General features: G+C 66.9%; 28 protein-coding genes. 6 read left to right on the top strand and 22 right to left on the bottom strand.

The annotated features are described in order from the left end of the window. Positions 1–34: 34 nt before the first annotated feature. The 5 genes from ACIP9H_RS14970 to ACIP9H_RS14990 form a co-directional block, all read right to left on the bottom strand. Positions 35–2,287 (bottom strand): cell division protein FtsK, encoded by a 2,253-nt coding sequence (locus tag ACIP9H_RS14970; RefSeq protein ID WP_401959306.1) that lies wholly within the window; start codon positions 2,285–2,287, stop codon positions 35–37. Positions 2,288–2,520: 233 nt separating this feature from the next. Next, positions 2,521–2,907, bottom strand: a complete 387-nt coding sequence (locus ACIP9H_RS14975; protein WP_401959307.1) for an RRQRL motif-containing zinc-binding protein — start codon at positions 2,905–2,907, stop codon at positions 2,521–2,523. Beyond that, positions 2,907–3,530: a GGDEF domain-containing protein gene (locus ACIP9H_RS14980; protein WP_401959308.1), complete on the bottom strand. Its 624-nt coding sequence runs from the start codon at positions 3,528–3,530 to the stop codon at positions 2,907–2,909. The genes ACIP9H_RS14975 and ACIP9H_RS14980 overlap by 1 nt, the downstream gene beginning before the upstream one ends. Beyond that, positions 3,527–4,498, bottom strand: a complete 972-nt coding sequence (locus tag ACIP9H_RS14985) for a DUF2637 domain-containing protein (RefSeq protein ID WP_401959310.1) — start codon at positions 4,496–4,498, stop codon at positions 3,527–3,529. The genes ACIP9H_RS14980 and ACIP9H_RS14985 overlap by 4 nt, the downstream gene beginning before the upstream one ends. Continuing rightward, a complete protein-coding gene (locus ACIP9H_RS14990; protein ID WP_401959312.1) occupies positions 4,495–4,791 on the bottom strand; it encodes a hypothetical protein in 297 nt (98 codons plus the stop codon). Before ACIP9H_RS14990 ends, ACIP9H_RS14985 begins: the two co-directional genes overlap by 4 nt. Before the next feature lie 577 nt (positions 4,792–5,368). Here ACIP9H_RS14990 and ACIP9H_RS14995 point away from each other — a divergent pair. Then, positions 5,369–6,160, top strand: a complete 792-nt coding sequence (locus tag ACIP9H_RS14995; protein WP_401959314.1) for a GntR family transcriptional regulator — start codon at positions 5,369–5,371, stop codon at positions 6,158–6,160. Between the two features lie 64 nt (positions 6,161–6,224). Then, entirely contained in the window at positions 6,225–6,980 is a 756-nt protein-coding gene (locus tag ACIP9H_RS15000; protein ID WP_401959316.1) for a glycosyltransferase family 2 protein, read from the top strand. Between the two features lie 20 nt (positions 6,981–7,000). On the opposite strand, the gene ACIP9H_RS15005 is transcribed toward ACIP9H_RS15000, so the two are convergent. Together ACIP9H_RS15005 and ACIP9H_RS15010 are read right to left on the bottom strand one after the other, a co-directional pair. Continuing rightward, positions 7,001–7,567 carry a hypothetical protein gene (locus ACIP9H_RS15005; protein ID WP_401959318.1) on the bottom strand — a complete coding sequence of 189 codons (567 nt, stop codon included), beginning with the start codon at positions 7,565–7,567 and terminating at the stop codon, positions 7,001–7,003. 76 nt (positions 7,568–7,643) lie between these two features. Continuing rightward, positions 7,644–8,540, bottom strand: coding sequence for an FkbM family methyltransferase (locus ACIP9H_RS15010; protein WP_401959409.1), 897 nt, complete (start codon positions 8,538–8,540; stop codon positions 7,644–7,646). 233 nt (positions 8,541–8,773) lie between these two features. Here ACIP9H_RS15010 and ACIP9H_RS15015 point away from each other — a divergent pair, with 233 nt between their 5' ends. Together ACIP9H_RS15015 and ACIP9H_RS15020 are read left to right on the top strand one after the other, a co-directional pair. Next, positions 8,774–10,474 carry a DUF6119 family protein gene (locus tag ACIP9H_RS15015; RefSeq protein WP_401959319.1) on the top strand — a complete coding sequence of 567 codons (1,701 nt, stop codon included), beginning with the start codon at positions 8,774–8,776 and terminating at the stop codon, positions 10,472–10,474. A gap of 194 nt (positions 10,475–10,668) precedes the next feature. Next, entirely contained in the window at positions 10,669–11,316 is a 648-nt protein-coding gene (locus ACIP9H_RS15020) for a hypothetical protein (protein WP_401959321.1), read from the top strand. A gap of 57 nt (positions 11,317–11,373) precedes the next feature. Here the strand turns inward: ACIP9H_RS15020 and ACIP9H_RS15025 are convergent, their stop codons facing one another. The 15 genes from ACIP9H_RS15025 to ACIP9H_RS15095 form a co-directional block, all read right to left on the bottom strand. Continuing rightward, positions 11,374–11,964 (bottom strand): hypothetical protein, encoded by a 591-nt coding sequence (locus tag ACIP9H_RS15025; protein ID WP_401959410.1) that lies wholly within the window; start codon positions 11,962–11,964, stop codon positions 11,374–11,376. Positions 11,965–13,216: 1,252 nt separating this feature from the next. Further along, entirely contained in the window at positions 13,217–14,590 is a 1,374-nt protein-coding gene (locus tag ACIP9H_RS15030) for a tyrosine-type recombinase/integrase (RefSeq protein ID WP_401959322.1), read from the bottom strand. Continuing rightward, positions 14,587–14,760, bottom strand: a complete 174-nt coding sequence (locus ACIP9H_RS15035) for an AlpA family transcriptional regulator (RefSeq protein ID WP_026251821.1) — start codon at positions 14,758–14,760, stop codon at positions 14,587–14,589. Before ACIP9H_RS15035 ends, ACIP9H_RS15030 begins: the two co-directional genes overlap by 4 nt. Before the next feature lie 20 nt (positions 14,761–14,780). After that, positions 14,781–16,235, bottom strand: a complete 1,455-nt coding sequence (locus ACIP9H_RS15040) for a replication initiator (RefSeq protein WP_401959323.1) — start codon at positions 16,233–16,235, stop codon at positions 14,781–14,783. Continuing rightward, positions 16,232–16,513 carry a SpdD protein gene (locus tag ACIP9H_RS15045; protein ID WP_401959324.1) on the bottom strand — a complete coding sequence of 94 codons (282 nt, stop codon included), beginning with the start codon at positions 16,511–16,513 and terminating at the stop codon, positions 16,232–16,234. Before ACIP9H_RS15045 ends, ACIP9H_RS15040 begins: the two co-directional genes overlap by 4 nt. Positions 16,514–16,527: 14 nt before the next feature. After that, the gene (locus ACIP9H_RS15050) at positions 16,528–16,722 is read right to left on the bottom strand and encodes a hypothetical protein (RefSeq protein WP_018563555.1); all 195 of its coding nucleotides are present in this window, start codon (positions 16,720–16,722) and stop codon (positions 16,528–16,530) included. A gap of 10 nt (positions 16,723–16,732) precedes the next feature. Continuing rightward, positions 16,733–16,924, bottom strand: a complete 192-nt coding sequence (locus ACIP9H_RS15055; RefSeq protein WP_401959326.1) for a mobile element transfer protein — start codon at positions 16,922–16,924, stop codon at positions 16,733–16,735. Continuing rightward, positions 16,924–17,109, bottom strand: coding sequence for a hypothetical protein (locus ACIP9H_RS15060; RefSeq protein WP_401959328.1), 186 nt, complete (start codon positions 17,107–17,109; stop codon positions 16,924–16,926). Before ACIP9H_RS15060 ends, ACIP9H_RS15055 begins: the two co-directional genes overlap by 1 nt. A gap of 16 nt (positions 17,110–17,125) precedes the next feature. Continuing rightward, entirely contained in the window at positions 17,126–17,749 is a 624-nt protein-coding gene (locus ACIP9H_RS15065; RefSeq protein ID WP_401959330.1) for a DUF2637 domain-containing protein, read from the bottom strand. 3 nt (positions 17,750–17,752) lie between these two features. Then, complete coding sequence (locus tag ACIP9H_RS15070) at positions 17,753–17,959, bottom strand: hypothetical protein (protein WP_401959331.1); 207 nt, start codon at positions 17,957–17,959, stop codon at positions 17,753–17,755. A gap of 81 nt (positions 17,960–18,040) precedes the next feature. Then, a complete protein-coding gene (locus ACIP9H_RS15075) occupies positions 18,041–19,417 on the bottom strand; it encodes an FtsK/SpoIIIE domain-containing protein (protein WP_401959333.1) in 1,377 nt (458 codons plus the stop codon). Positions 19,418–19,422: 5 nt separating this feature from the next. Further along, positions 19,423–19,776: a hypothetical protein gene (locus ACIP9H_RS15080; protein WP_401959334.1), complete on the bottom strand. Its 354-nt coding sequence runs from the start codon at positions 19,774–19,776 to the stop codon at positions 19,423–19,425. Between the two features lie 137 nt (positions 19,777–19,913). Beyond that, positions 19,914–20,642 carry a GntR family transcriptional regulator gene (locus tag ACIP9H_RS15085; RefSeq protein WP_401959335.1) on the bottom strand — a complete coding sequence of 243 codons (729 nt, stop codon included), beginning with the start codon at positions 20,640–20,642 and terminating at the stop codon, positions 19,914–19,916. A 101-nt stretch (positions 20,643–20,743) separates the two neighbouring features. Beyond that, on the bottom strand, positions 20,744–21,190 hold the full coding sequence (locus ACIP9H_RS15090; RefSeq protein WP_401959337.1) for an ATP-binding protein: 447 nt from the start codon (positions 21,188–21,190) through the stop codon (positions 20,744–20,746). Positions 21,191–21,469: 279 nt separating this feature from the next. After that, on the bottom strand, positions 21,470–22,210 hold the full coding sequence (locus ACIP9H_RS15095) for a GntR family transcriptional regulator (RefSeq protein ID WP_401959338.1): 741 nt from the start codon (positions 22,208–22,210) through the stop codon (positions 21,470–21,472). Between the two features lie 85 nt (positions 22,211–22,295). On the opposite strand from ACIP9H_RS15095, the gene ACIP9H_RS15100 reads away from it, so the two are divergent. Together ACIP9H_RS15100 and ACIP9H_RS15105 are read left to right on the top strand one after the other, a co-directional pair. Next, entirely contained in the window at positions 22,296–23,384 is a 1,089-nt protein-coding gene (locus tag ACIP9H_RS15100; RefSeq protein ID WP_401959340.1) for a DUF1152 domain-containing protein, read from the top strand. Positions 23,385–23,430: 46 nt separating this feature from the next. Beyond that, positions 23,431–24,270, top strand: a complete 840-nt coding sequence (locus tag ACIP9H_RS15105; RefSeq protein WP_401959342.1) for a hypothetical protein — start codon at positions 23,431–23,433, stop codon at positions 24,268–24,270. The last annotated feature ends 115 nt before the right edge of the window (positions 24,271–24,385 follow it).

The raw sequence follows: 24,385 nt of genomic DNA on the forward strand, positions 1-24,385 counted from the left end.
GGGTTGGGCCCCTAGCGCTAGAGGTCCCGGTCGCTCATCCCGCGGAGCGCTTCCGGTCACGTTCCGCAATCGCTGCGGCGATGTGGGCGCGCTCGAAGCCGGTCCGGTTGACGGTCTTGCCGTTGATCCGGCGGGCGACCTGCCCCGTGGACACGCCATGGGGCTTGAGCGCGGTGGTGAGCTGGCGTGCCTTGTCGGCCGGCTCCATCTCGCCCCACGGCCCATACAGCTCGGGTCGCAGTTCGGCGAGCCGGTCGACGGCCACGTCGTTCCACACCTTCGCCTCGCCGGAGGGGACGACGGCGAGCACGTCGTCCAGCAGGGTGTCCGCCGCTTCCCGCCGCTCGGGTACCTGGCCTGCGGCGAGGCCGGTGAGGGTGCCGGCGTTGGTGCGGGCGGTGCGGGCCTGCTCGCAGATCCGGTCGGCGGCGGGGTTGTCGAGGTAGTAGGTGCGGACGATCTGCGGGTCGTCGGTGGCTCCGGCGAGGTAGCCGATGCCCTTGTCGGACTTGGTGAACGTCGTCGCCCGGATGCCGTTCTTGTAAGCGGAGGTGCCCAGGATCATGTCGTTCTCGATCTGGCCCATGACCCGCAGGCAGAACCGCGTGCCCACGTTCGCGCTGATCGAGGTGGGCAGGCTGTCCTTGTCCGGGCGCTGCGTCGCCAGCAGCAGGATCACTCCCAGGGCCCGGCCGCGCTTGATGATGCCGGTGCACAGCGCGCCGGCTTCCTTGCCGTACTCGGGATGGGAGAACAGCTCCTGGCACTCGTCTATCGCCAGGACCAGCGGATGCAGCCCCAACGACCTGATGGCGGCAAGCTCCGGGGTGACCTTGTTCTCGGGGCACTTGTCCTTCGGCAGCGAACTGATCACCTTCGCCCGGCGTTCCAGGTCGCCGTAGACGTAGCGGATGGAGTCCAAAGCGGCTGCGGCGGTGGCGTCGTCCGGACCGGAGCCGTAGTCGGCCGCGACGCGGGCCAGCGGCTTCAGGTCGCCGGTGCCCTTCAACTCCCACACCAGCAGCTCTGCCAGCGGGTCGAGGGCGGCGGCGAGCAGCGGCAGACGCAGCGAGAACGTCTTGCCCATGCCGGGCATGGCCCCGATCAGGACGTTGTCGTACATCAGCGTCATATCGATGGGCCGGCCGCGCTGGTCCAGGCCGAACGGGACCGGCTTGAACAGCGACACGTTCCCGGACTTGGCCAGCGGCCCGGCGACCGGGGGCAGCTTGTTCAGGGCCTTGTCCCCGACCCACAGCATCATCCGGCCGGCGTGCTCGTCCGCGACGGGCTCCGGCCACACACAGCCCAGCGGGCGGCGCAGGCCGGAAGCGAGCCGGTCCCGGCGGTCGAGGATGTCGGTCACCGTCACGCCGTAGGGCAGGTCGACATCCGCGCGCCAGCCGGGGCCGTCGCGGGTGATCGGTGCGGGGAAGCGGATGCCCTCGCCGCCCTTGCCCAGTGCCTTGTTCACCTCGGCGATGCCCAGTGCCCCGAGGGCGCGTTCCACGACGGTGGAGGTGAGGCGTTCCACCTCGGTGGCGACCACGGCGCGGGAGACGACGGGCTTGTCGGCCGGCGCTCCGGCGAACCCGAACACCGTCACCAGCGCAGCCACAGCGACGGCGAGGAGCCAGGTCGGGGCCAGCACCCACAGCGCGAGCGCCAGGATCGGGCCAACCACGGCGCCGAGGGTGAACAGGATGCCGCGCAGCTTCACCCGCCGGTCCCGCTGCCGCGACAGATTCAGGTACTCCCCGGCGTCCTCACGGCGGGCCGCGGCCCGCCGCAGCGGATCACCCTCGGCATCCGATACCCAGCGCAGCGAGGCACCGGCGAACTTGGCGAACCCCACCGGCGCACGGGCCGTGAGCACCGCCGCGTACCAAGGCACCCGCACCGCGTGGAACGCAGCGGAGTGTCCGGCGTATCCGGCAAGCCACCCGGCCGCGTTCACGAACTCCGGCCGCGACCTGACCCACGCCGGCAGGACCGCCCGACGCTGCCCACCCCGCACCCGGTCCATCACACCCGGACCCGTCGGCCCCGGACCGTCCACCATCGTCGGCCCGCCGTCGCCCGACTCGTTGTCCGACCGGTCGTCCGACTCGAACGCCCGAGGGTCGGCCGACCTGTCGGCCGCCGCGTCGGTGTCGATGTCGGGGCGGGGGTCGGCCGACTCGCGGGCGGCGCGGGCCTTGCCCAGGTCCACCACGTCGCCGCCGAAGTCGGACGACAGGTCGGCTTCCAACCGGTTGAAGAAGTCGTTCTCATCCTCGTGCTTCACTGAGCTTCCTTCCAGAAATGGCAGGGGAAGCGGGTCCGGCCGTCGCTGTGAGAGGTTGAGCGGTCGGACCCGCGCATTGCTTGGGAATTGAGGGGCGTGGTGCCCGGTTGGGCGGATACGCTGCGACCGGTCATCCGTCGTCCAGCGGCCCAGGACTCGCACGCGGGCTTGCCCGATGCGATACCCCGGTTCGAATCCGGGCGGGTGACCACCCCAAAGGCCCATGGGGCAGGTCAGGCGGCGCGCTGTTCCTCGGGGTAGGCGCAGGGCACGCACGTGCCGAGTGAGCCGGGGATGACGTATCCGGCGTCGGTCCGGCACTGCGGACACGTGCGGCGGGCGGTCATCGCCGCGGCGTGCGCGGCCCACTTCGCGGGCGTCATCGGACGCACCGGCTTGGCCAGGTCGATCCGGTACAGGTAGGCGACCATGACGCCCGATTTCCGTCGCCGGGCCTGTCGCATGAGCTGAGCAGCAACCGGCTGACCGCCCGGCCGCAGCCCCTTACTTCGGAGCTGGCGGCGGGTGGCGTAGCCCTCAGGCGCCAAGCGCCACGGGTAGGTAGGGATGCCCCATTGGGCTCCGGTCGGGTCGTAGCACTTGCCGAACGCCGGGGACATCACGCCACCGCCCCGCGGCGCCCGGAACGGCGGCCGGCCACGGTGGCGAACAGCCGCCCGATCCCCGCCCGACGCACGCCGGCACGGGCACGCTTGGCCGCGTACATGGCTTCATCGGCGCGGCGCAGCAACTCCGGCAGACCCTCGCCGGGGAAGTCTGCGACCCGCGCCCACCCGAGCGAGACCGTGGTGTGCACCGCCGGGTCCAAGCCCTCGGCCGGCCGGGCGAGCACGGACCCGAGGACGGCGAGCATGTCACCGGCCATGCCGTGCCGGTCGATCACCACCGCCGCGAACTCATCACCCCCGAGCCTGCCCGCCACCCCGGTAGGGCCGGTGTAGTGGGCCAGGCGGCCCGCGGTCGCCCGCAGCAGCGCATCCCCGGCAGCGTGCCCGTGGGTGTCGTTGACGTGCTTGAAGTGGTCCACGTCCGCCAGCACCACGACCGCGCGCGGGTCGCGCAGGAGTACCGCGGCGCGGCGGGCGAAGCCCTCGCGGGTCCACAGGCCGGTCAGCGGGTCACGGCGGGCCGACTCCAGCCGACGACGCAGCCACCACAGGTGCACCGACCACCCGGCCAGCAGCGGACCACCGGCCACCGTAGCGGCGATCAGGGTGTTCATGCCGCCACCGCCCCCGGCTCGCCCGCGCCGCCCTCGCGCTCGGAGCGCAGCGCCTCACGGACCGTGCGGGCATGCGCGGCGCCGCAGCTCACGGCCTGCCGGATACGGTCCGCCGTCAGATGCTCCACCGGCCACGCCGCGGTCAGTTCACGCGCTTCGGTCAGCACGTCATCGACGCTCCGGCGGACCGGCTTCGCGGCGGGCTTGGCGGGACGCTTGCGCGGCGCGGGCTTCGGCCCGGACGGCGCAGCAGCCGGAAGAACGGGCGTCGTCTCAGCCGGAGCGGGGGTGGGTGTCGGGGTGGTGTCCGCCGGGGCCGTCTCCCCCAACTTGAGCAGCACCCGCGTACGGCGGTCGGTCTTGGACCGCCACCGCCGGCCGTGCCGCTCCCGCAGATCCGCGCGGGCCAACTGCCGCTCCCGCTCCCGGGCCAGCGCATCGCCGTAGGAGGTGATCTCCCACAGCGTCATCCGCCGCCACAGCACGAACGTACTCACCGGGGCCAGCAGCCACCGCGACCGGCGGATCTTCTCCATCCGCCGGCCCGTAACCGCGCCGATCCGCGCCGCGTAGACGTGTGCAACGACCTCGGACAGCACCACCCACAGCAGCGGCATCGTGCCGTGCGCGACCTTCGCCGACACCGAATGACCGGCCGCGATGTTCAACCAGCAGGTCACGAGCGTCAGCGCCCACGGCACGAACCGCACCCACCCCAGCGCCATGTCCTTCCGGATCAACAGCAGATTGATCACGGTGAACACCGGAATCGCCAGGTCAATAGCCAACGGCAGCATCTGCGGGGTGGCGAAGCCCCACCGGGCACCGGCCGCGGACACGGTGTCAAAGCTCATGGCGAGCCCGATACCGCCGACCCCCACCCCCAACAGCCCCGCCGCAGCGACTAGCAGCCGCTCCGGACCCGACAGCGGAGGAAGCGCCGGACGCTCCGTGTCCGGGATGCTCATGCCGCCACCGCCCCGCCCCGGCGCGGCCGGCGACGAACGGCCGACCGCACCGGGGTCACCGCCGCGAACAGCTCCGGGGCGTACGCCTCGATCGCCTCAGCCGCGACCTGGCTCAGCCGGTCCGGCAGCGTCGGATCGTCCGCAAGGATGTCCCGAGCCGCCGCCAAACGCGCCGCCCGCTCCATCTCGCTCTCACCCTCAACCCCCAGCCACAGATCAACCGGGGTACCAAGTGCAAGTTCCGCAAACTCCGTGGCAGTGACAGCCACATGACCAGCAACGATACTTTTCACGGGTCGTGTACTCCTTAGCTGGGAACGGCCCACAGCACGGCCCCGGGGTGCGACCCGGGGCCGTGCGCCGTTGTTGAAGTCGGCAACTCCGACTCCCCACGCCCCCGCCCGTAAGGCACCCCGAAGACAGGGCCCGGACGGGCGGGAGAGGCAGCCGGCCGCAGCGTCAGCGCCGCGAAGCCAGAGAGAGCGCGGACCGAGGTACCGCACAGCGCCGCCGACAGGCCCATCGCGTCGGCATTCAATGCGCTCGGGTGTTGGATCTCCTGCGGTAGACGAGAACGGGAAAACTCACTGCAAGGGAGATTCGCGATCTCCACTCTCCGGCCGTTGCACGCGGTCACCGGGCCACCTCGCCAGTCGAGCCGAAGCCCTGTCCTCTGGCCTTTGACGGGATTGCAGCGTCCCCGCCCTGATCAGGGCAGCCCATACAAGGACCACCCAACTCGTCAGCAGGTGTTCTCCTCAACTCCTGCTGTGGAATTGCAACGAGCATGGACTCTCAGTGCACCTCTCGTCAACACCTCATGAGGAGTTATGCTGTGCGGGCGCAACGAACAGGGAAGGTGACCACCGCATGGCCAAGGCATACGAGAAGATCGCCGACACACTTCGGCAGGAGATCCGGGCAGGTGAGCCGGGGCCAGGCGAACGACTCCCCTCGGAGACCAAGCTCGTCGAGCGCTTCAAGTTCAGCCTCCCGACCATTCAGCACGCGTTGCGCGTACTGGCCGCGGAAGGACTCGTTGAGAAGCAGCACGGGCGAGGCAACTTCGTTCGCAGGCCTCGACGGTTGGTGCTTCGCACCAGCGAGCGCCACCAGTGGGAGAAGGACCGTGCACGCAAGCCGCTCGAAGAGCGGCTGGAGACGGGGGCCACGGAGCACGACACCGGGCTGTCTGTCGGTGACCTGGTGTTCAGCGCGGCGTACTTTGAGGATGCGGCGACGCCTCACCTGGCCGCAGTGTTCGGCGTCCCTGAGGGAACCAAGTTGCTCCGCAGGGAGTATCGAACGCGGTACCAGGCGGAGGACTTCCCCTTCAACTTGGTCACGTCGTATCTCGTGTACGACATGGTGTCCGTCAACCCCGAGTTGACCGATGCAAGCCGTGAGCCGTGGCCCGGCGGCAGCCAGAGCCAGCTACACACGATCGGCATCGAAGTGGACCGAGTAGAGGAGCGTGTGACTGCCCGGCCGCCCACCCCCGAGGAAGCCGAGGAACTCGGCTTGTCGGCGGGAGGAATCGCGGTCATGGTGCTTCGCAAAACGTCGATCGACACGGCCGGCCGAGTAGTGGACTACTCCGAGGTCATCCTTCCGGGAGACCGGACCGAGCTGTACTTCCCCACCTCGCTCACTCGATGGTGAGCGTGGCTCTACTCGCTCGCGCCGCAATCCCGTGCGGCACCCGACCCGCTGACGAGGTGGCCCCATGGACAGACTGATCACCGTCATCACCGCTGTGCACGAACCGAGTGCCCACTTCCTGCCTGAGGCGTACAGCTCCCTCCTTGACCAAGACCTTCCCGAAGGATGGGACTGGCAATGGGTCATCCAGGAAGACGGAGAGACCCAAGCCGTCGCACCATTCGTTCCTGACGACCCTCGTGTGAGCTTCGGCCAGGGTCGGGCTGGCCGCGCAGCGATGGCGCGGACGCTGGGGCTTTCCCGTGCGAGGGGAGAGTTCGTAAAGGTGCTGGATGCCGATGACCGCCTGACCCCTGGCTGCCTTGCCCGGGATCTCGCGGCGCTCATCGCTCATCCTGACGTGCACTGGGCGACCTCGCGGGTACTCGACTTGCTCCCTGACGGCTCCACTGTCGGCTTCGATCAAGACCCCGCGGAAGGCGTCATCGAACGCGGCGCTGTACTCGACCACTGGAAGGCGAACGACTACCGGGCCCAGGTACATCCAGCGACCCTCATCGTTCGGAGAGACATGCTTTTTGCTCTCGGCGGATGGATGGCCCTGCCCGCGTCTGAGGACACCGGTCTACTCCTTGCGCTGAACGCGGTGAGCCGAGGGTGGTTCAGCGCGGAAACCGGGCTGTTGTACCGGAAGTGGCCCGGCCAGAGCACAGGCCAGACAGCACACGTCCACCCCGGCGAGCGCGAGGCGCGCATGGCCGTGGTCCAAGAGCGCGCACGGGCTTTGACTGGCCTCGATTGGGACGCCGGCCAGGCTTGATTTCCCGCAGATGGGGGCCGTCATGATTCATCGGCGGCCTCTGTCCGCGCACCGGGAAGCAACAGACCGCGTGCGGTGTGTTCTTCGCCGGCGAAGTTGCCGCTCACTCCGAGGTCGTCCCGTGCTTCCTGATGAAACCGGTTGATGGCCGCGAACGCATCCGCGTTGCGCTTGCGCCAGTCCTCCAAAGTCCCGTCCACGACCCCGCGAGCCTGCCAGACCACAGCGGCGACGGCTTCCTGCACTTCGTGAGCGGCGGCAACCACGCTGTCCTCAGCCAGCAGCATGACCCGCTCGAACGCGCTGGACTGTGCCACGCCCAGGTCTGTGAGATTTCCCCGCAAGTCACGTACGTCCCGGGGCTCGTCCCGTAGCCCCTCTGTGGTCTCGTACAGCAACACAGCGGCGTGGATGGACGCCCGGACGTAGGTCACGTACTCGCCGTACGTCTCCAGCTTCTTCTCATCCCACCTCGTCAACAGCATCTGTCGCAGCTTGGTCTGCTCCATCCGATGGTTCGCCCAATGAGTCGACAACGCGCCGACCAGCACGGCGAGGATCGTGACGAGCTGTCCGAGCAGATCCACGTAGCCCCCCTGCACGACCTGTCCAACGGGTCGTGAGCCTAGGGCAGTCAGCCCGCCAGATGAAGGGGAGGCGAGGTCAGCCGAGCCTTTCCGCGTCAACGCGCGAGAAGACCAACTCGCTCTCCTCGATAACCGGACCGTGCCAGCGCATCGGCACCACCGGCCGCCGGATGGCTTGCGGATAGTCCCCGGGGTCGTAGGAGTTGGGCAGGCGATAGGGGTGAAACCCGTGGCGCCTAAACGTGTCCATCAAGTCTCCGGCGTCATCGCCAAGCGCGGCCATCCGTTCGGGGCTGACCTCGATGGCCACCTCTGCATCCGGTCGGAGCTGATCGAGCAGACCGGCTAGGCCCCGCACCACGGCGCCCTCCGCTCCTTCCACGTCCACCTTGATGACCCGCGCGGACCGGAGTTCGTCGGCCCGCAGCAGTTCCCCCAGCGGTTGTGCTGTCATCTCGAAGGAAGACTCTGCCGGCCCGTCGTACGGGACGATGCTGTTGGCCCCAATGTTCTGCGAACTGGCGAGCACGAAGCGCAGCGTCTCCCGCTTGTCGGAGACAGCAGCGTTCACGGCGCGGACTATGGCCCCGTAGCCGTTCAAATCGCGGTGCTCGATCAGGCGGCGGTGAACCGCGGCGGATGCTTCCACCGCGACCACATGCCCTGTCACGCCGACACGGGATGCCGCCAGCAACGAGAAATATCCAACGTTCGCCCCGACATCCACGAAGGTGTCACCCGGGCGAAGGCTGCCCGCCACCCAGCGGGTCAGATGCGGTTCCCAGATCCCGAACAGGTACACATACCGCTGGATGAGGTCGCGCGTGTCCAGCCGCATCCGAGCCCCGAACCGAGTCACGGTCTCAACCTCACGTGGGTGGTCGCGCAAGTCTGCGTTGAGCACCTTGCGCGCCAGCGTCGCGCGGCCTGGGCCTACGCGAACGTGCCGGACGTATGTGCGCATGAGATTCATGCCTGGCTGCGGTAACTGCTTCACGTTGCCACGGTATACGGGCCTTGCGTGGTGGGCCGATCTCCCGGTGACTGACCCCGTACGACGCGCGCTGCGGCATCCAAAAATTCGATCAAAGATTCGGATAACAGTATCGGATTGACACTGTCAGACATCTGTGACGTCAGCGGAAGATATGGAAACATAGTACCCCTTCCGCACATGGGCGGATCCTTGACTTTGGGGGTAAGGTCATGGCGCGCCAGCAAGCACCGGCTAAGAAGGCGACGGTCTACCGACTTTCCCGGCCCACAGATGAGCCCCTCGAACTCTGCATACAGGAGAAATATGCAGAGAATGAGGACGATTTCCAGATGCGCAAGGTGTCCATAGGTGGCACTCAATCGCTCCTCGTCACCGGGAAGATAAGCACCGACGAGCCCCGGTGGATGCCTCACCTAATCTCACTTGTGGGTCAAAATCCCCAGCTAAGAAATATAACCTCTGCCGCAGCCCTCATAATTCCCCTGCAAGAGCACGACTACGCGCTAACCTGGGGATTCGGGCACATTCTCTTGAATCCCATGCTACTCGACCCCGGATTCGGACTGCGGTTCGCTATACGTAAAGCGAGTGCAGACCAAGTTCGATCGCTAACGAGCCATACAATGGATACGCTTGCCAGAACTGCACGCACGAGCGTTCCATCCGGAGCTTCCTTGGATGCCTTCGGCGTTGAAGAAATTGGCGAGGTAATAAGCCGACTAGTCGGGCGAATTTCGGTCTCTGGGCTGACCGCAGCAGCCGGCAAAGCAGACAGCTACGCAACGGTCAGGGGGGCCGACGGGCTAAGCCTGCCGCTTGCCAAGAATCCTCAAGACTTGCTTGCCGACCTGCGCTACCTCCATGACACAGTCGAGAATGAACCACCAGCTAAAGGACTTGAACACTTCGAGCACACCCGCCCGTTGCGACCTGGCGCTCCTGAGCTCAATCAACTTGAGAGGCTACTGTCCCAAGCCCTCGAACCCGCATCACCTTTGATTGCCCTTACATGGCCAGCGGAATGGCAGGAAGGTGAGCACGGAGAAGCCGATAGCTACAGGATCCGGGGAGCAGGCGCAGCTCGCGAGGAGCAACCCGAGGATCTGGAACTGCACCACCTCCTACAACCGCTCGCCCACCGCGACGCACCAACTCGCTTTGACGCCCTGAAGCGAATCACCGTTCAAGGTCTCAACAGTGATGGATTTTCCATCTCTAGAGCCATTCACGGGGATAAGTGGATCACCTTTCAAACCGACCACGAGGGGAAGAGGTACGTATTTCACCAAGGCCGCTGGTTCGACATTGGGGGCGCATACCTGAAGTTGCTGCGCCTGAAAGTCGAAAAGATCCTAGCCAAGACGAGTAGCCTCTCAATCTCCGACTGGCCACGTGAAGTGAAAGAACCCAAGGGAAATATTGGCAGGGCCACCGAGGGCAGATACAATCTCGCAGTTCAACACGATGATCCGCGTTATCTGCGCTTGGATACGCGGTTGCTGCACACAGCGCAGCATCCGAGAGGTTTCGAAGTCTGCGATCTCCTAGGTCCGGATAATGAGCTCATACACGTGAAACGTATGGATGGGTCCGTCTCGGCAAGCCATCTCTTCAATCAAGCCCTAGTCGCCGTCGAAGCGCTACGGCGCCAACCAGACACGGTTCCAAAGATGCAGGAGGTCGTTAGGCGAGAGAGCCACGGAAAACGCGAGATCCCTCACGACTTCCAGCCAACGAAAGTCGTCCTTGCCTTTGGCGGCCGGCCGGCCACGCCAGAAGCGCTCTTCACGTTCTCTCAGGTAACTCTTGTCCGATGCGCTCAACGGCTTGCCGAGCTTGACGTCGAACTAGAGGTTCTTGAGATCCAGGACACTCCCAGAATTCTCAGGGAGGATCTTTCCCTGGAGTAGTCCTGCCCGGTGCGACCAGCAGACTCGTGACGAGCGAATGGAATCACCTGGCACGCACCCGCCACTCCACTCCGCTGCCATGCTGGTCAGGCACAGTCAAGCGCTGCCAGGCAAGCTCTCCGTCGCCACGTCTCGCTGGAACGAGTCAAGTCAAACCACAGACATCGCGGGCCAACGAGAGGCAGAATGTGTCGGTGAACGTTGCCAAGTTGGTGCTGGAATACGCAAAGGTTTTCGTCTGGCCGGCCTTTCTCGCATGGCTGGCATGGCGATTCCGTATAAACGTTGCAAACCTCCTTGATCGCCTCAAATCAGCTGAGACGTTTGCCGGTACCTTCAACTTCGAAGATCAGGCGAGCAAGCTAGACCAACAACGCCAGATGGCACAGGCACAGGATGGCGTCGCGACCGAGCCAGCGCCCCTGTCCCTACCTGGCGCCAGCGATCCACGGGCTCTGGTTAGCGTGTCGCCGGAGGCAGGCGTACTGCTTGCCTATCGTGCCGTCGAGTTGACGGCTCGGCATGCAGTCGCTACAGCCCCGGTCGATAGTCGTCGCGGACGGCCTAAGGACCTTGCGAGTATGTTGAAGTTGCTGATACCGCAAGGCCTCTCCGAAAATGTATACATGATGTGTCGTCAGCTTCAATATATGCGCGCAGAAATTAATCACGAAGGTGTTTCCGTCAGCCGAGGTGCTGCTGAAGACTTCGTGGCCGCCTGCGAGTTCGTGACTAGCAAAATCCTTGAGCTAGCACCCTCTGCGGCCGACTGGGCCGCCGGTGCCCCATCCAAGAGTCGACTAGACCGAGAGCTCGACAGTATTTCAACGGAGGGGCTCTGACCTCCTGAACTGGTCTAGGGCCTCACGGTCCGCATGGGCAATCAACAGGGCCTGAATCTACCTCACGAAGTCCCGCCAGAAGGAAACGGTCGCCTTCGGCTTCCAGCTCCAGTCCCGCTCGGCATCTTCGTTGAACTCTTGCTCGATGTAATGGGCCAAGTCCATCCCGTAGTACATGATGTCCGTGCCCCAAATCGACAGGATGGGCTGCCCGTAGGTTCCACGAGCCGCTGGAAGAAACCTGTGTGCATATAGGGGGGCCAGTCGCGGCGCGACTGCTAGGTGGCGCTCGGCGACGGCGCGGGCGACTTGCTGCTGCGCGGGTCGTGCGCCCCACTCAGCGCGCCAGTACCCCTCTTCGACTGAGATCATCACTCCCCTGGTCGGCCATGCGACATGGGAGCGCAGGTCGGAGGGATCACCATTGCGCCAGTCCGGCCAGGGATTGGCCCAGGTATCTCCTTCCTCGGGTGGCGAGTAGACAGGTAGGCCAGCGGCGAGGAAGGCGCGGTGATCGTCGGCGAACTGGAATCCGTACTCCGCCTCGATGCGCTCGAACTCGTTGTCACTCAGTCCGGGCTCTATCTCGCAGCAGTCGGCTTGCTTCAGGCGACGGGCGGCTTCGACTCCGAGTTCGGACGCGTTCATGTCGATCACCGTGGCACACTAACGGCCGTTCTGGTCTGTAGTGCAACCGGTCTTGTTGGGGCCCACTAGCCTTGAGGGCGCGGACCGAAGATCGCCGACCAGGACACGCGATCCTTGTCGAACAGGATGCCCGAACGCGTGTGAGGGGCGTGTGGCGCGGAGGCATGAACGCTGCCCATGTGGCTCCGCCCCAGGTCAGCGCGGCGTTCGTTCATGTCACAAGCGCGCTCTCCGGAGCCGTGTGCGCAGGTTCGAATCCTGCCGGGGGCACCTCGCACGAGGTGCCAAAAGACCCCGCCACCAGCCAAGACGCTGAGTGCGGGGTCTTTGCGTATGCGCAGGCGTGTGCCGCCGAAAGTGGGCGTAGGACGGGGTCTGTGGACTATCCGTGGACGGGATCTTGCGGCATCGGCCCAGGTCCGGTGGCGGAAATGACGAAGGCACCCAGACGAGTCCAAGGGCCAGTCCACGCGGAAGCGCGTCGATCGTCACTCGTTCTCGCGCAGCGGGTCCCCAATCCGGCGGTTCGCGGCTCCTGCCGGCCGTCGATGCACTTGGCGTACTGGCTCAGCAGCACTTACACATGGTCGGCCATGCGTTCGGCGCCCTCAGTGACATACACACGTTCGGGGGCGCTGAGCCCCGCACCCCATCAACGGCTGGCTAGCACGAGCGCGCAACTGAGGCTCAGCGCTCCGACGAGGGTAGGGAGAAGACCGCCACCAAAGCCTTCATCAAGAGTTGAAAGGCTATCGGATATTTACGCCACCTTAAGTTAAATTCCTAAACTGCAGTCAACGCCGGTCAACTGCAGAGCCATAAACTCGTCGCAGTCAACCCCACTTGCCTGCCTCAAAGTTGTAAAGTTGCAGACGTGCCAAGGGAGCCCCCGACTGGCCGCGAAACCTTGACGGAAGGGCTCCCTGCACGCCGTCCCCGCACGCCCTGAAGACGCAGAAAGGATCGACATATGAAGTCTAGGCCTCGGCGGTCCATAATCAATCAGAATTTGACCACCGCCGTCCGTCGCGTTCGCAAGTGGGTGGGTAGCCATCGGGGGATACTCACGGACTACGCGGTACGGGGTGCCGCGTACAAGGCTGGCACGATCGCCGTCAGCCTGGTCGCAGCCTGGTTCGAACTTCGCCACTAGACCGGGGTGGTCACTGATCTCAACGCCGTCCACTGTATGCAGAGCGCCCCGCCAATGCTTGCCCGGCGGGGCGCTCTGCTTGCCCGGCTAACAAGACGCCTACTCGTATTCGCGCAGCAACTCCTCGATGCGGAGGTTTGCAACCTCCTGCCGCCCGTCGATGCACTTCGCATAGCGACTGAGCAGCACCTCCACGCTGTTGCCCGCCCGTTCGGCAACCTCCGTGGCGTCCACGCCGGCGTTCAGCCAGGTCGACAGCGCCGAGTGCCGCAGATCGTAGGGACGGCGCGCGAGCGGTGAGGCGGCCACGGCCTGCGGTAACGCAAGCACGCGAGCCTCCTGCCAGGCCCGGTAGTAGGAGGACGAGGAGACCACTCCCCCGCCCTCGCTGAAGAACAGCCGCCCATCGTCGGCGGTCCCGAAGGTGTCGAGGTGTTCCCGAAAGATCGCCACGAGATGCGGAGGAATCGGAACCCGCCGCACATCCTCGGCCGGCCGGTTCTTCAGCCCGCGGTCGTCGTGGCTCTCCCCCGAATCCGTCCACAGCTTTCCGACACTGGGGCGCGTTCGGTGCAGCAGGGCGGAGCCCCACCCGGCGGCTGGCAGCGTGAGATCAGTCTCGGCAAGCCCGACCACTTCGGCCGGGCGCAGGCCCCCGAAGTACATCGCCGCGAACAGGCCCACCAGACGTCGACCACGGGCACGCCGGTAGCCGCCGACGTAGGACACGGCGCACAGCAGGGAGCGGGCCTGGTGAGGGTTGGCGACGACCCGAGGATCTACTTCGCTGGAAACCTTGGGCTTCTGCCACCTCACGCCGCCGAGCGGATTCTCGGAGAACTCGCCCAGGTCGACGGCATAATGCATGGCGTTGACGAGGGTCCGTCGCTTCCGACGCACGGTCTCGGCAGCTGCGGCAGTGCCGTCGAGCTTGAGCTTGAGGGAGTCCAGTACGGTGCGAGCGATCACGGGCTCACCGAGATCGGCGAGAGGGCGCGAGGCCTTGGCGACCCAGTGAAGGACGTTTTCTATGTCCGGTGGGAGTTCCCGATCAGTTGGCCCTGGCAGGACGAATGCCCAGTTGCGCAGGGCCTTCCGCAACTCCTCCGCGGCCGGACGGCCAGGACGCTCGTCAAGGAGTGCCACGGTCACCGATGCCAGGGATTCATTGATGCTGACGCGAGTGTTCGGCGCTGCGTGCGGCCACTTCATGGCCAGGTACTTGAGCGCGAATTCGTACCAGGTCAGTGAGGCTTTCTTCTCCGCCATCGACTCGGGGAGGCCGCTCTCGACGTCGAACTCCTCACCGTCATGCGAGGCCCGCAGCAGTTTGGAGCGGTAGTGGTCGGCGAGGCCCTTCGTCCTGAACGTCTCGGAGAAAACCTGGCCAGCCACCGACCAGCGCACGTCGTATGACGGTGTCTTGTAGGGCCGCTTACGGACGCCCCAGATTTTGACCTGCAGAGACTTCATGCCGCGGTCCCCTCCAATTGCCGAAGCCAGGCAACGAAGTCGCTGCGCCACACTCGTAGCTCGCCGTTCGGCAGCTTGAAGGCGTCCGGGCCGTGGCCCAGTTCGCGCCAGCGATAGAAGGTGCGTCGGGACACCCCGCCGAGCTCGGCGAGGATCTGCGGGACGGTCATCAGCTCGTCGCGGCTGCCAGTCACGGTGTGGGTTCTCCTTCCGTTCCGAGGGCGGGTGCGAGTGAGGCCACGAGCCAGGCTTCGCCCGGGGTCAGCCCGGTGCCGGCGAAGACCCAGTGGGAAAGGACGAGCGTCGTCTCGTCGTGACGGTCGACGCCGAGCGCGGTCAGGGCCTCCGTGCGACGCCATTCGGCGCGGGCATTGCGTAGGGCGCCGAGGGTCGTGGAGTAGCGGCGGGATTTGGTGGAGAAGTGGCCGCGGAAGCCGAGCATGTGGGCCCAGGCGCGCAGCCGGAGCTCTTCGAGTTCGGGGCGTGCGCCGAGGGTCCAGGCGGTGCGGATCATGCGGCGTGCGTGCTCGGAGAGCCGCAGATGCCCCAGCTCGGCCAGCAGCCGCAGCGGGCGGTCGAGGGTGCCGGTGGCTGTCTCGGCGCCTTTGGTGGCGTATTTGGCGATGTAGGCCGCGACAGCGCGCTCGGTCAGCTCTGTGCCACCGTCGAAGTCCGCACTGCGGATGGTGCGGACGTCGAGTTGGCGGCCGAAGGCGAAGGTGTGCGCGCGGCCGTCGATCGCCGGGCCGTCGACGGAGACCACAGCGGCAGCAGCCCGGATCGCGTCGGCCAGTAGCTCGGCGGTGGCCCAGGCCGGGGGCGGTGTGGAGCCGCCCTCCGGGCCGTCGAGGCGCATGACCGCGTGGAAGTGGACGGCGCCGCGCTTCTGGTACTCGGCAACCTTGGCGAAGGACAGTCGCGCGTGGTCGCGGAAGGTGCGTTGGGTCAGTCCAGCGCGCTTGGCGACCTCCCGGCGCAGGTATATGGAGAAGCGCCGCCATAAGGCTCCGGCGTGCGCGTTCCACAGCACGGCTGCCTCGTAGTCGTAGGTGTCCGGGTCGAGCGGTGTGCCGAGGGCGTCGTCCTCTTGGTGGTGCAGCAGGCCGCACCGGCAGAGGCGCACTCCCCCACGGCTGTCGGCGGGCCGGTTGTGGACGGGCCCGAAGCCCGGCGCGGTAAAGGTGGCGAACACCCGGGGGTGCGTGGCCACATGTTCGGAGATTCCCTTGCCGCCGCGCAGGCCTGCGGTGATCAGGTGGTAGGTGTCGCGGCGGTAGGTCTCCGCGCAGGCGGTGCATCGGGTGGCCCGACGGTTCTTGCACGGCACGAGCAGTCGGCCGGCGGGGAGCGTCGTCGAGTCGAGGTGGTGCAGGACCGGTCCGATCTCGCCGGTTGCCGGGTCGACTCGGTGTTCCGTTCGGTAGCCGTCGAGTCGTACCGGTCGTGCGCAGCCGCCGAGCCCGGACAGCTGTCGGGCGAGGGCTGGGAGGGTGCCGAGGGAGGCGAGTTGCCCGAGCTCGGCTACTGGGGGTGTTGCGGGGCGGGTGATGATGTCCTCTGTCCTTTCGATTTCGGTCGTGAGGGGCTGGGCCTGCCGGGGCGGTCGGATGCTTGGCGGCGTGTTGCCGCCCCGGCGGACCGTCATCGTTCGGTGGTTGTGTTGAACAGGGAGCGCAGGACCAGGGCAGCAATGGCCACGGCCACGGCGGTGAGGGCGACGGTGGCCAGCAGCGCGGTCAGGACGCTGCCTACGACGACCAGGGCCACGACGAGGCCGGCCCCGGCACTCACGTAGGGCGTGACGGCGCGGGCAGGCGCCCGGGTAGCCACGTGGGTTGCGGAGTGACGGCAGGAGCAGGCCTGCGCGTGGTCGTCCCGGACGGCCAGGGCGTCGGGCATAACGGGGATCTTGGGGCGGAGCATGGGTGGGTCTCCTCTCAGTCGTGGGTGCCGTTGACGATCTCGACCCCGGAGCGGGTGCCGGAGTCGATGGCGGGGGCGAGGAAGGTGTCAGCGAGGTAGAAGCCGAAGAGGGCGATCACCACGGCGACCCACATACGGACGCCGAGGAACTTGATCGCGGCCCAAGCGATGACTCCCAGGACGGCGACGAGCGGCAGGGTGACGGTCACGGGCGCCTCCTCAGCGGGCCGAGCAGCGGTGGGTGCGGGCGGCGAGCTCGGCGGCGGGGCGGTTGTCGTAGTCGGTGGAGAAGCCGCAGCGCGGGACGGTGCATGCGGCGGTGTGCTTGGTGCGGCCGCGTCCGTCGAAGTAGGTGGCGACCTGCACGGGGCCGATGCGGCGGACGTTGCGGAAGCGGCGATTGGCGGGCATCAAGAGGCCTCCTGGTGGCTGGTGAAGTCGTGGACGTGCTCGGTCAGCCAGCGGCGGATCTCGGCTCCCTCGGCGTTGTCGGCGGCGAGGATGACCGGCTCGGCGACGAGCACGGCTTCGGTGAACTGGTTCTGTCGGACGAGTTCTGCGGCGCGCTTGAGGGCGCGCAGGGTGGTCGGGCGCAAGGGCGATTGCTCCAGGTCAGGTGAGTTGGGCGGCGATGGCTTCGGCGAGTGGGGCGGCGACGCCGAGCCGGGCGCGAAGCGTGGTCGCGTCGATGGCGGTTCCGGTCCGGGCCCGGTGGTCGTCGGCGATCTTGCGGGCGTGCTGGACGAGGGCGGGCGGAATCTCCGCCTGCGTCCGGGTGGGAGGGTTCGCCGGGGGTGAGGGCAGTGCGGCCCGTGGTTCCGGCAGCGGCTCGGCGTCCGCGTCGTCGTGCGGTTCGTCGTCGATGGAGGGCATCGGCGCCGTGTGGGCGAGCAGCGTGCCGCCGAGGAAGGCAACCGCCGGCCAGCCCGCGACGAGGATGCGCAGCCAGGCCGGTACGTCGGCCAGGTCGAGCAGTCCCGCGGTGGCGACGTTGGCGCCGAGTGAGGCGACCAGGGAGATCAGGAACCAGCACCAGCCGGCCGCCCGGGAACTCCCGGATCGCAACCGCCGCCAGGCCGCCACCAGCAGGAGGTCGACGGAGATGGGGTAGGCCCAGGCCTTCCAGCCGTCCTGCCCAGCTGCAGCAGCGACGTCGTGCAGGTGGGCGAAGGACAGTGCGGCAGCGATGACCGCCTGAACCAGCACTGCATCGACCCGGGCCAGAAGGGCACGCATGGACTACTCGCCCCGCAGCCGGTCGGCGTAGGCACGGGCCTCGGCAGCGATCTCCGCCTTTGCGGGGTCACCTGGGGACTCGGCGGCGATGCGCTCCAGCAAGTCGGCCTTGCGCGACATCAACTCGGACAGATCACCGGCACCGAACTTGCGGTAAGCGACCAGGTCGGCGACGAAGGCGGAGACCTCGGATACGGAGGGGCGGGACACAGGTTCTCCTTCCGGACTCAGGGCGTGGCTGGGTAAGGACAAGGCGCGAATTACTCGCGCCTGCAGAGGGGTGAAGAGCAGCTACTCGGTCACCGGACGATGCAGCGGGGCCGGCGTCGGGAGCCTCTGCAGTGCAGCGGTGGGCACGTCAGGGCGGAACGGCACGAGCCTGTGCACGTCCGGTGCGAGATCGGCCGTCTCGCGGCAGATCGCGGCCGCTTCGGCGAGGGACAGGTAAGGGGTGCGGATGCGAGACCAGCCACCGGAGGTGTCACCGACGACGGCGAGACCGGGGCGTTCCGGGGCGATGGCGCAGGCGGCTTCGACGGCCTCGGGGGCGATGTCGCCGAGCGCCATCTTCGCGGAGGCCTCATCGTTGACCCGGTGGCAGACGCGGCCGGTGAGCTGGGCCCGGAGCATGGTGGCTCCCTTGCCCAGTTCGGCGCCGAAGCGCTGGCCGCACACTTCCAGGTAGATGCCTGCGGCGCGGCCGAGTTGAGCGAGCCGGATGAGGTGCGTGACCATCTCGTCACGCCGTTCCTCGTCCTTGCGGGTCGCCACCAGGAACAGTTCGGCCACCTCGTCGATGAACAGCACGATCGGGGCCGGGCGCATGCCCTCGGGGAGACCCCAAATGTCCGAGGTGATCTCCTCGTCCGACGCGCCGGGGGCAATTCCTTGCCGGGCTTTGATCAGGTCGTAGCGGTCCTCCATCTCCTGGACGAGCGCCGGCAGGAGTTCCGCCGCCTGCGCCGGATCGGTCGCCAAAGCCGAGAGCCGAGCGGCGAAGGGCGCCAACTCCACTCCGCGCTTACAGTCGATCCCCACGAGGACGACAGACTGTCGGGCCAGTCCGGTGAAGAGGTTCCGGAGGAACATGGACTTGCCCGACAGGGTCGCGCCGAGGACGAGTTGGTGCGGCACGACGCGGTAGTCACGGACGCAGGCGGTCGCGTCCTCCCGCAGCGCCACCGGGATCTTGAGGAAGTCGGCGTCCGTCTTCCGGGGCATCCGCACCTTCCGCAGCACGTCGTAGCCGACCAGCCGCAGTTCGACGACGCCAGGCTTGATGTCCCGGACGTGGACCGCATGGACGCCCCAGGCGTGACGTAGTCGCTCGGTAGAGGCGGCCACATCTGCCGGCTCCTGCCCCGGGGCCAAGCGAAGCCGCATGCAAAGGCCCGTCGATGTCGGACGAACCAGCCCGCGGCGCGGCGGCACAGGACGGACCTCGCGACGAGTGGTCGCCCTGATGGCCAGAGCCCGCCAGCGGGACGGCTCGACCGTCAGGCCGCATGCCTCCATGGTGGAGGAGTACGAGGCCAGCAGCCGGGCCACCGATAACGGCAGCCCGACCGTGGACCAGTACGCCGCCGGATGCGCGTGCCGGGCGTAGGCCGCGCCGCCTATCGCAGCGAGCGGCCCACCCACCTCCATGAGCGTCAGCAGGTCGGACACCGGCGTCAGGCCTCCTGCCCGGCCGTCGCGAACACACCGGGCGCCACGGCAAGAGCCCGGTAGGCAATGCCGTGGCGGCTCTGCCCGTTGAAGACGCTCTCCCACGGACGGGCCACCAGGCCGGGCAGCGCGACCGGCGAGCCCACAGCCAGTCCCTCGGTCACCCCGCTCTCCGGCACGGTGACCTGGATCAGCGAGGACTCCCCCTCGTCGATGTAGACGACGCCGACGGTCATCAGGATTTCGCCGCTTACGGCGTCTTTGGCGATCTCGCCGGTCTGCCGGTCCCGGACCTTGGGCGAAGGTGCCTCGGTCAGCAGGATCGTCGCCGCCGAGGTCTCGACACGGATCACACGCACAACAGATCTCCTTTGGCGGGTCACATCAACCCGTCACATGACAGGTTGACTTAGCAAGTTCGAAGCTAAGGACGCCAGGTTGACTTGTCAAGTGGAGTTGAAGGGCCAGCAGACCTCAACCGACGGCTATCCGCAGGTCAGTTGAGCCGATAGGTGTCTTCAAGTTCCTGCCGATCAGCGGGAAGCAGGACATCGACGATCTGCAACGCCCTCCCGGAGGCATCACGCGCGACCACTAGGACGCCGAGCACGGGGTCCCCCGCGGTCAGCCCCAGCAGGCCCGCATCCTCGTCGCCCGCAAGACGCGCCGAGACGCGCTCGGTGACGTGATCGAAGCGCACCTTCTTGCGCGCTTCCAGATGCGCCCGCGGGCTCTCGGTCAGAAGCTCGGAGCTGCCTAGCTCAGTCCCCTCGACCAAGCCGGCCGGGAAGTAGGAAGAAGCAAGCTCCACGGGCTCGCCGTCCTCCTCGACCAGAAGGCGACGCACGAGCGCTTTGGCACCCTGCGGCAGGCCGAGCAAGGACGCAACTCGGCGCGGGACCTGGACTTCCCCCACCTCGACGAGGCGCCCCGAAGTCCGCGACTCGTCCCGCTCCAAGGCTTCGCGGCCTCGGCGGTCACGCTGCTCGACGACCTCCGGACGGCCACGCACGATCGTTCCGAAGCCCTGCCGGGACTCCAGCCAACCGTCCCGCTTGAGCAGCTCAAGAGCCCTGACGACAGTCGGCCGCGACATTCCGAACGCCTGCACAAGCTGGTTCTCGCTCGGCACCAGCGACCCCGGCGGATAAGTGCCGTCCTCGATCCGACCTTGGATCGTCTGCGCGAGCCGCACGTACTTCGGTGCAGCCACTTCGTACGCCACGGGCGCCGCCTAGTCGGGAATGAGCAAGTCAACTGGTCAACCAGCGTACCTAGCTGGCCGACAAGCACGCTAGCTGGCCCACAGGCCAGATCGCATCCCGCTCACGACGGCCAGGCGTCGGCCATCTCGAACGACACAACCGTCCCGCCGAAGCGACTGGGGCCGGCACGCCAGGAGTCCGACAAAGCATCGACGAGGCCCAGCCCACGGCCATGGGCCTCATTGGCCGCCGGGTACCGCAGCCGGACACTTGCCGGGAAGCCCGGGTTGTGCACCTCCACCCGCAAGGACTTCCCATCCCGTCGCCACTCCACCCGCACAAGCCATTCCTCCTCGGCTCGCCCGTAGAGGATCGCGTTCGTCACGAGCTCCGAGATCATCAAGACACAGTCGTCGACCGAACAGGCCACCTCGTGCTTGGCGATGAAGTGCCTGAACCAGCGACGAGCCCGGCACACCGACTCAGGCAGCGGGTACAGGGTCATGGAGCCGAGCACTTCGCCGTCGTCAGCGCCGTGGTCACGGCGCCCCTTGCTGATGCCATCCATCCGCGGTTACTCCTCGCCGGTCCCATCACAGTCAAGGCAGCGCCGTTTGGAGCCGGCGCGGGGGCGCCCGTTGGCAACGGATAACGCCAACGACGTCCGGGAGCTGACGAACTTCCAGCCCCGACCGCGGCACCCCCGGCAGGCAGACCCCCGGTTCCCTAACGGCCTTTCACCGGTCACACCGCGCCCCTTCCATCGAAGTGGCCTTAGCCACTTCGTGGATAGTGGCATTAGCCACTTAGGTCAGGCAAGGGGTTCAGGGCACTTGGCTCGAATCGATCAGGTCAGCGGGTAACCCTGTTCGAACGCCCACCGGTTGGGCGGGTAGGTGGCCTCGGCGAACTCCAACGGCCGGTCCTGCAGGTCGTAGACCACGTGGTGCACGATCAGGACAGCCGATCCAGCCTCCAGGCCGAGGTCCGCCGTCTCCTCCTCCGTCGCGGTGCGGGCGCTCATGCGGTCCTCCGCATAGCTCCCCTGGCGCCCCGTCATCTGCTCCACGTACAGGAGCGTGCCCTCCTGGATACGCTCGGGGTCCATGAGCCTGGGTGCCCGTTGAGCCATGTCCGGCGCGAACCAGGACGTCGACAAGGTGATAGGTCCGGTCTGGTTGCTGGTCACCCGCCGGCGATGCACGGCCCGCCGCTCCTTCGCCAAGCCCAAGGCATCGGCAACATAGTCCGGTGCATCGAGCCATCCCGCCGACGTGATCACCGCATACTCGCCAGCCGTGTAGATCTTCCCGGTCTGCCGGGCCCGCCCGTAGAGCTCCCGGGCCCGCCGGTTGACCTCCACGCCGCGGACGTACGTACCCGACCCCTGCCGCTTCTCGACCAGGCCCTGATTGCTCAGCGCCTCCAGCGAACGGGCAGCTGTCGGCCGCGACACGTTCCAGTCCGTCGCCAACTGCCGCTCCGACGGCACCTCGTCCCCCGGCCTGAGGTCACCGCGCAAGATCTGATCGCGGATGTGGTGCGCGATCTGGAGGTACTTCGGCTGAGCCTCCTCGATCTGCGGCATCGCAGCCTCCCATCCCCATCAAGTGGCTATTACCTCTGGCCACTATAGGGTGAGTGGCCAATAGCCGAACCCGTACGCTGGCCACGTGACGCGGTTGATCGTGGCAGCCGGAGGAGGGGGCGACGCTGTCGCCGCCGCAATGTTGGACGCGGCCTTGTATGGCGCTGAGGACCCGGCGGTGATCCTCACCTACGCCTGGGACCGCCTGATCGTCGACCCAGTGCCGGGGCCCCGCAGCCCGGCCGACTTCACCGGGCTGCGACAGCTGACGCCAAGCGTGTACGCCGTCCCCGCAGATGCCGAGCCTGTCGCCCCCGCCGGCTCCACCCTGCCCCGCCTGGCAGCCGAACTCCCGCATACTCTGACGCTGATCGACCCTCGCCGCGGCGCCGTTGGCATGGCTCAGCAACTCGAAGAGCTCATTACTGAGCTCTCCCCAGAGTCCGTCGACATCCTGGACGTGGGCGGCGACATCCTCGCTCGGGGCGATGAGCCTACGCTCAAGAGCCCTCTCGCCGACGCCCTCACCCTGGCTGCCTGCGCACAGCTCAAGGCTCCCGTGCGACTCCTAATTGCTGGTCCCGGTCTAGACGGAGAGATCCCTGCCGGGGACCTCCAAGACAGCCTTGGACGCGCCGTCCACACATTCACGGCCAACCAAGTGACGCCGGTAAGCACGGTTCTGGAGTGGCACCCCTCCGAGGCGACCGCGATGCTCGCCGCCGCAGCACAAGGTGTCCGCGGCCTCTGCGAAATCCGAGACGCCGGCCTCCCCGTCCCGCTGACCGACGAGAGCCCGACGGTCCACGAGGCTGACCTCGACAACGCGCTGCATCGCAACACGCTGTCCCGTGCCCTCGTATCAACGAGCAGTCTCGAAGAGGCCGAGCAGCACAGTCGCGAGATCTGTGGGTACTCCGAGATCGACTACGAGCGGAACAAGGCACTGTGGCTCTCCGACCAGCGTGCCGCGTCCCTCGACGTCGACATCGCCCTCAGCGAACTCAGCCGTTTTGAAGCAGAGGCGCGCAGTCGCGGCATCACCCACACCACGTTCCGCCGGCTCACAGAGGTCCTGGGCCTCGATCCCGCCCAACGCTCCGACTTCCGATCTCTATTGATCACCAATCGCCCAGACCAGTACGCTCCGCCACTCTGGAAGATTCCGGCATAGAGATAGTTGCAGCACAGTCAGCAGGTACCACTCAAAGAGGCGGCCCGTGATCTTCGGTTCCATCGACTCTGCAGCCAAGGACGCAGCCTCGATCTTCAGAGGGCTGCGAGCAGGGAGAGTGTGGCTTGCGCAGAAGAAGCGAGGAGACCACTCGGCTATCTCCGCCTGCTACGGAATGGATCGTCCGTACGCACACCGCTTCGCGGCAAGGGTCTGCGCTGCGCCTAGTCGGGCCGTCAAATCGCTCCCAGACAGTGACTTCCCGGCTCGTGCTCAAGCGGTGGCCCTACAAGTACTTGAGAACCTGCAGTACGTCGTCGATTACTCCGGGCCCGACCTCGTCCGCTTCGTCGTAAAGGACGACGTCGAGCAGCGTCGCTCACAACGGCACCTGCTGGAAGTCCGCTCGTCCGGGCTCATCGACCTCCACTGGGGGCTTGAGGGCACCATCCAAGGCGACGAGGCGGGACCGCTACCACTCACGGAGGTGATCGGCGTCATCCACCGCATGCACAGAGTGGTGCAGGGCGCCGAGTACCGAAACCTTCATCAGCAACGAGTGGGCGAGACTCGTCGTCGCGTGGACTGGCGCATCGGTATCTCTGGAACCGTGTCAACCGACACTGGACAGGTCCCATGGACCTGTCTCGACGTGCTGGCTTCGGGCACGATGGACAAGGCGGAGAATCGGTGGCCCTACTGTCCATCTACTGGCTTCGCTGCCAACAGCCTCCAGTCCCTCAAGCTGCGTGGGACCGTAGACCTCATTCTCAGAGCAGTCTTGGAGTCCATGTTCAGCCACGCTGGCTACCTCAACCCACGTGCCTGCGTCCTGGAAGTAGAGCGCATGATCCCGCTGGAGCGCACCTCACTCGGCGGTGAGTAACAACCTTCCTTACGGGTTCAAGGCGCTCCCGCCGCGCACAGCGCGGCGGCGCGCGGCCCGGCGCCTCGGGCCGCGCTCCTGTCTTCGCCCCGCTCCGGCCCGGCCGCCGGCCGCC

This window comes from Streptomyces sp. NPDC088732 (genome assembly GCF_044751205.1).
Lineage (GTDB): Bacteria > Actinomycetota > Actinomycetes > Streptomycetales > Streptomycetaceae > Actinacidiphila.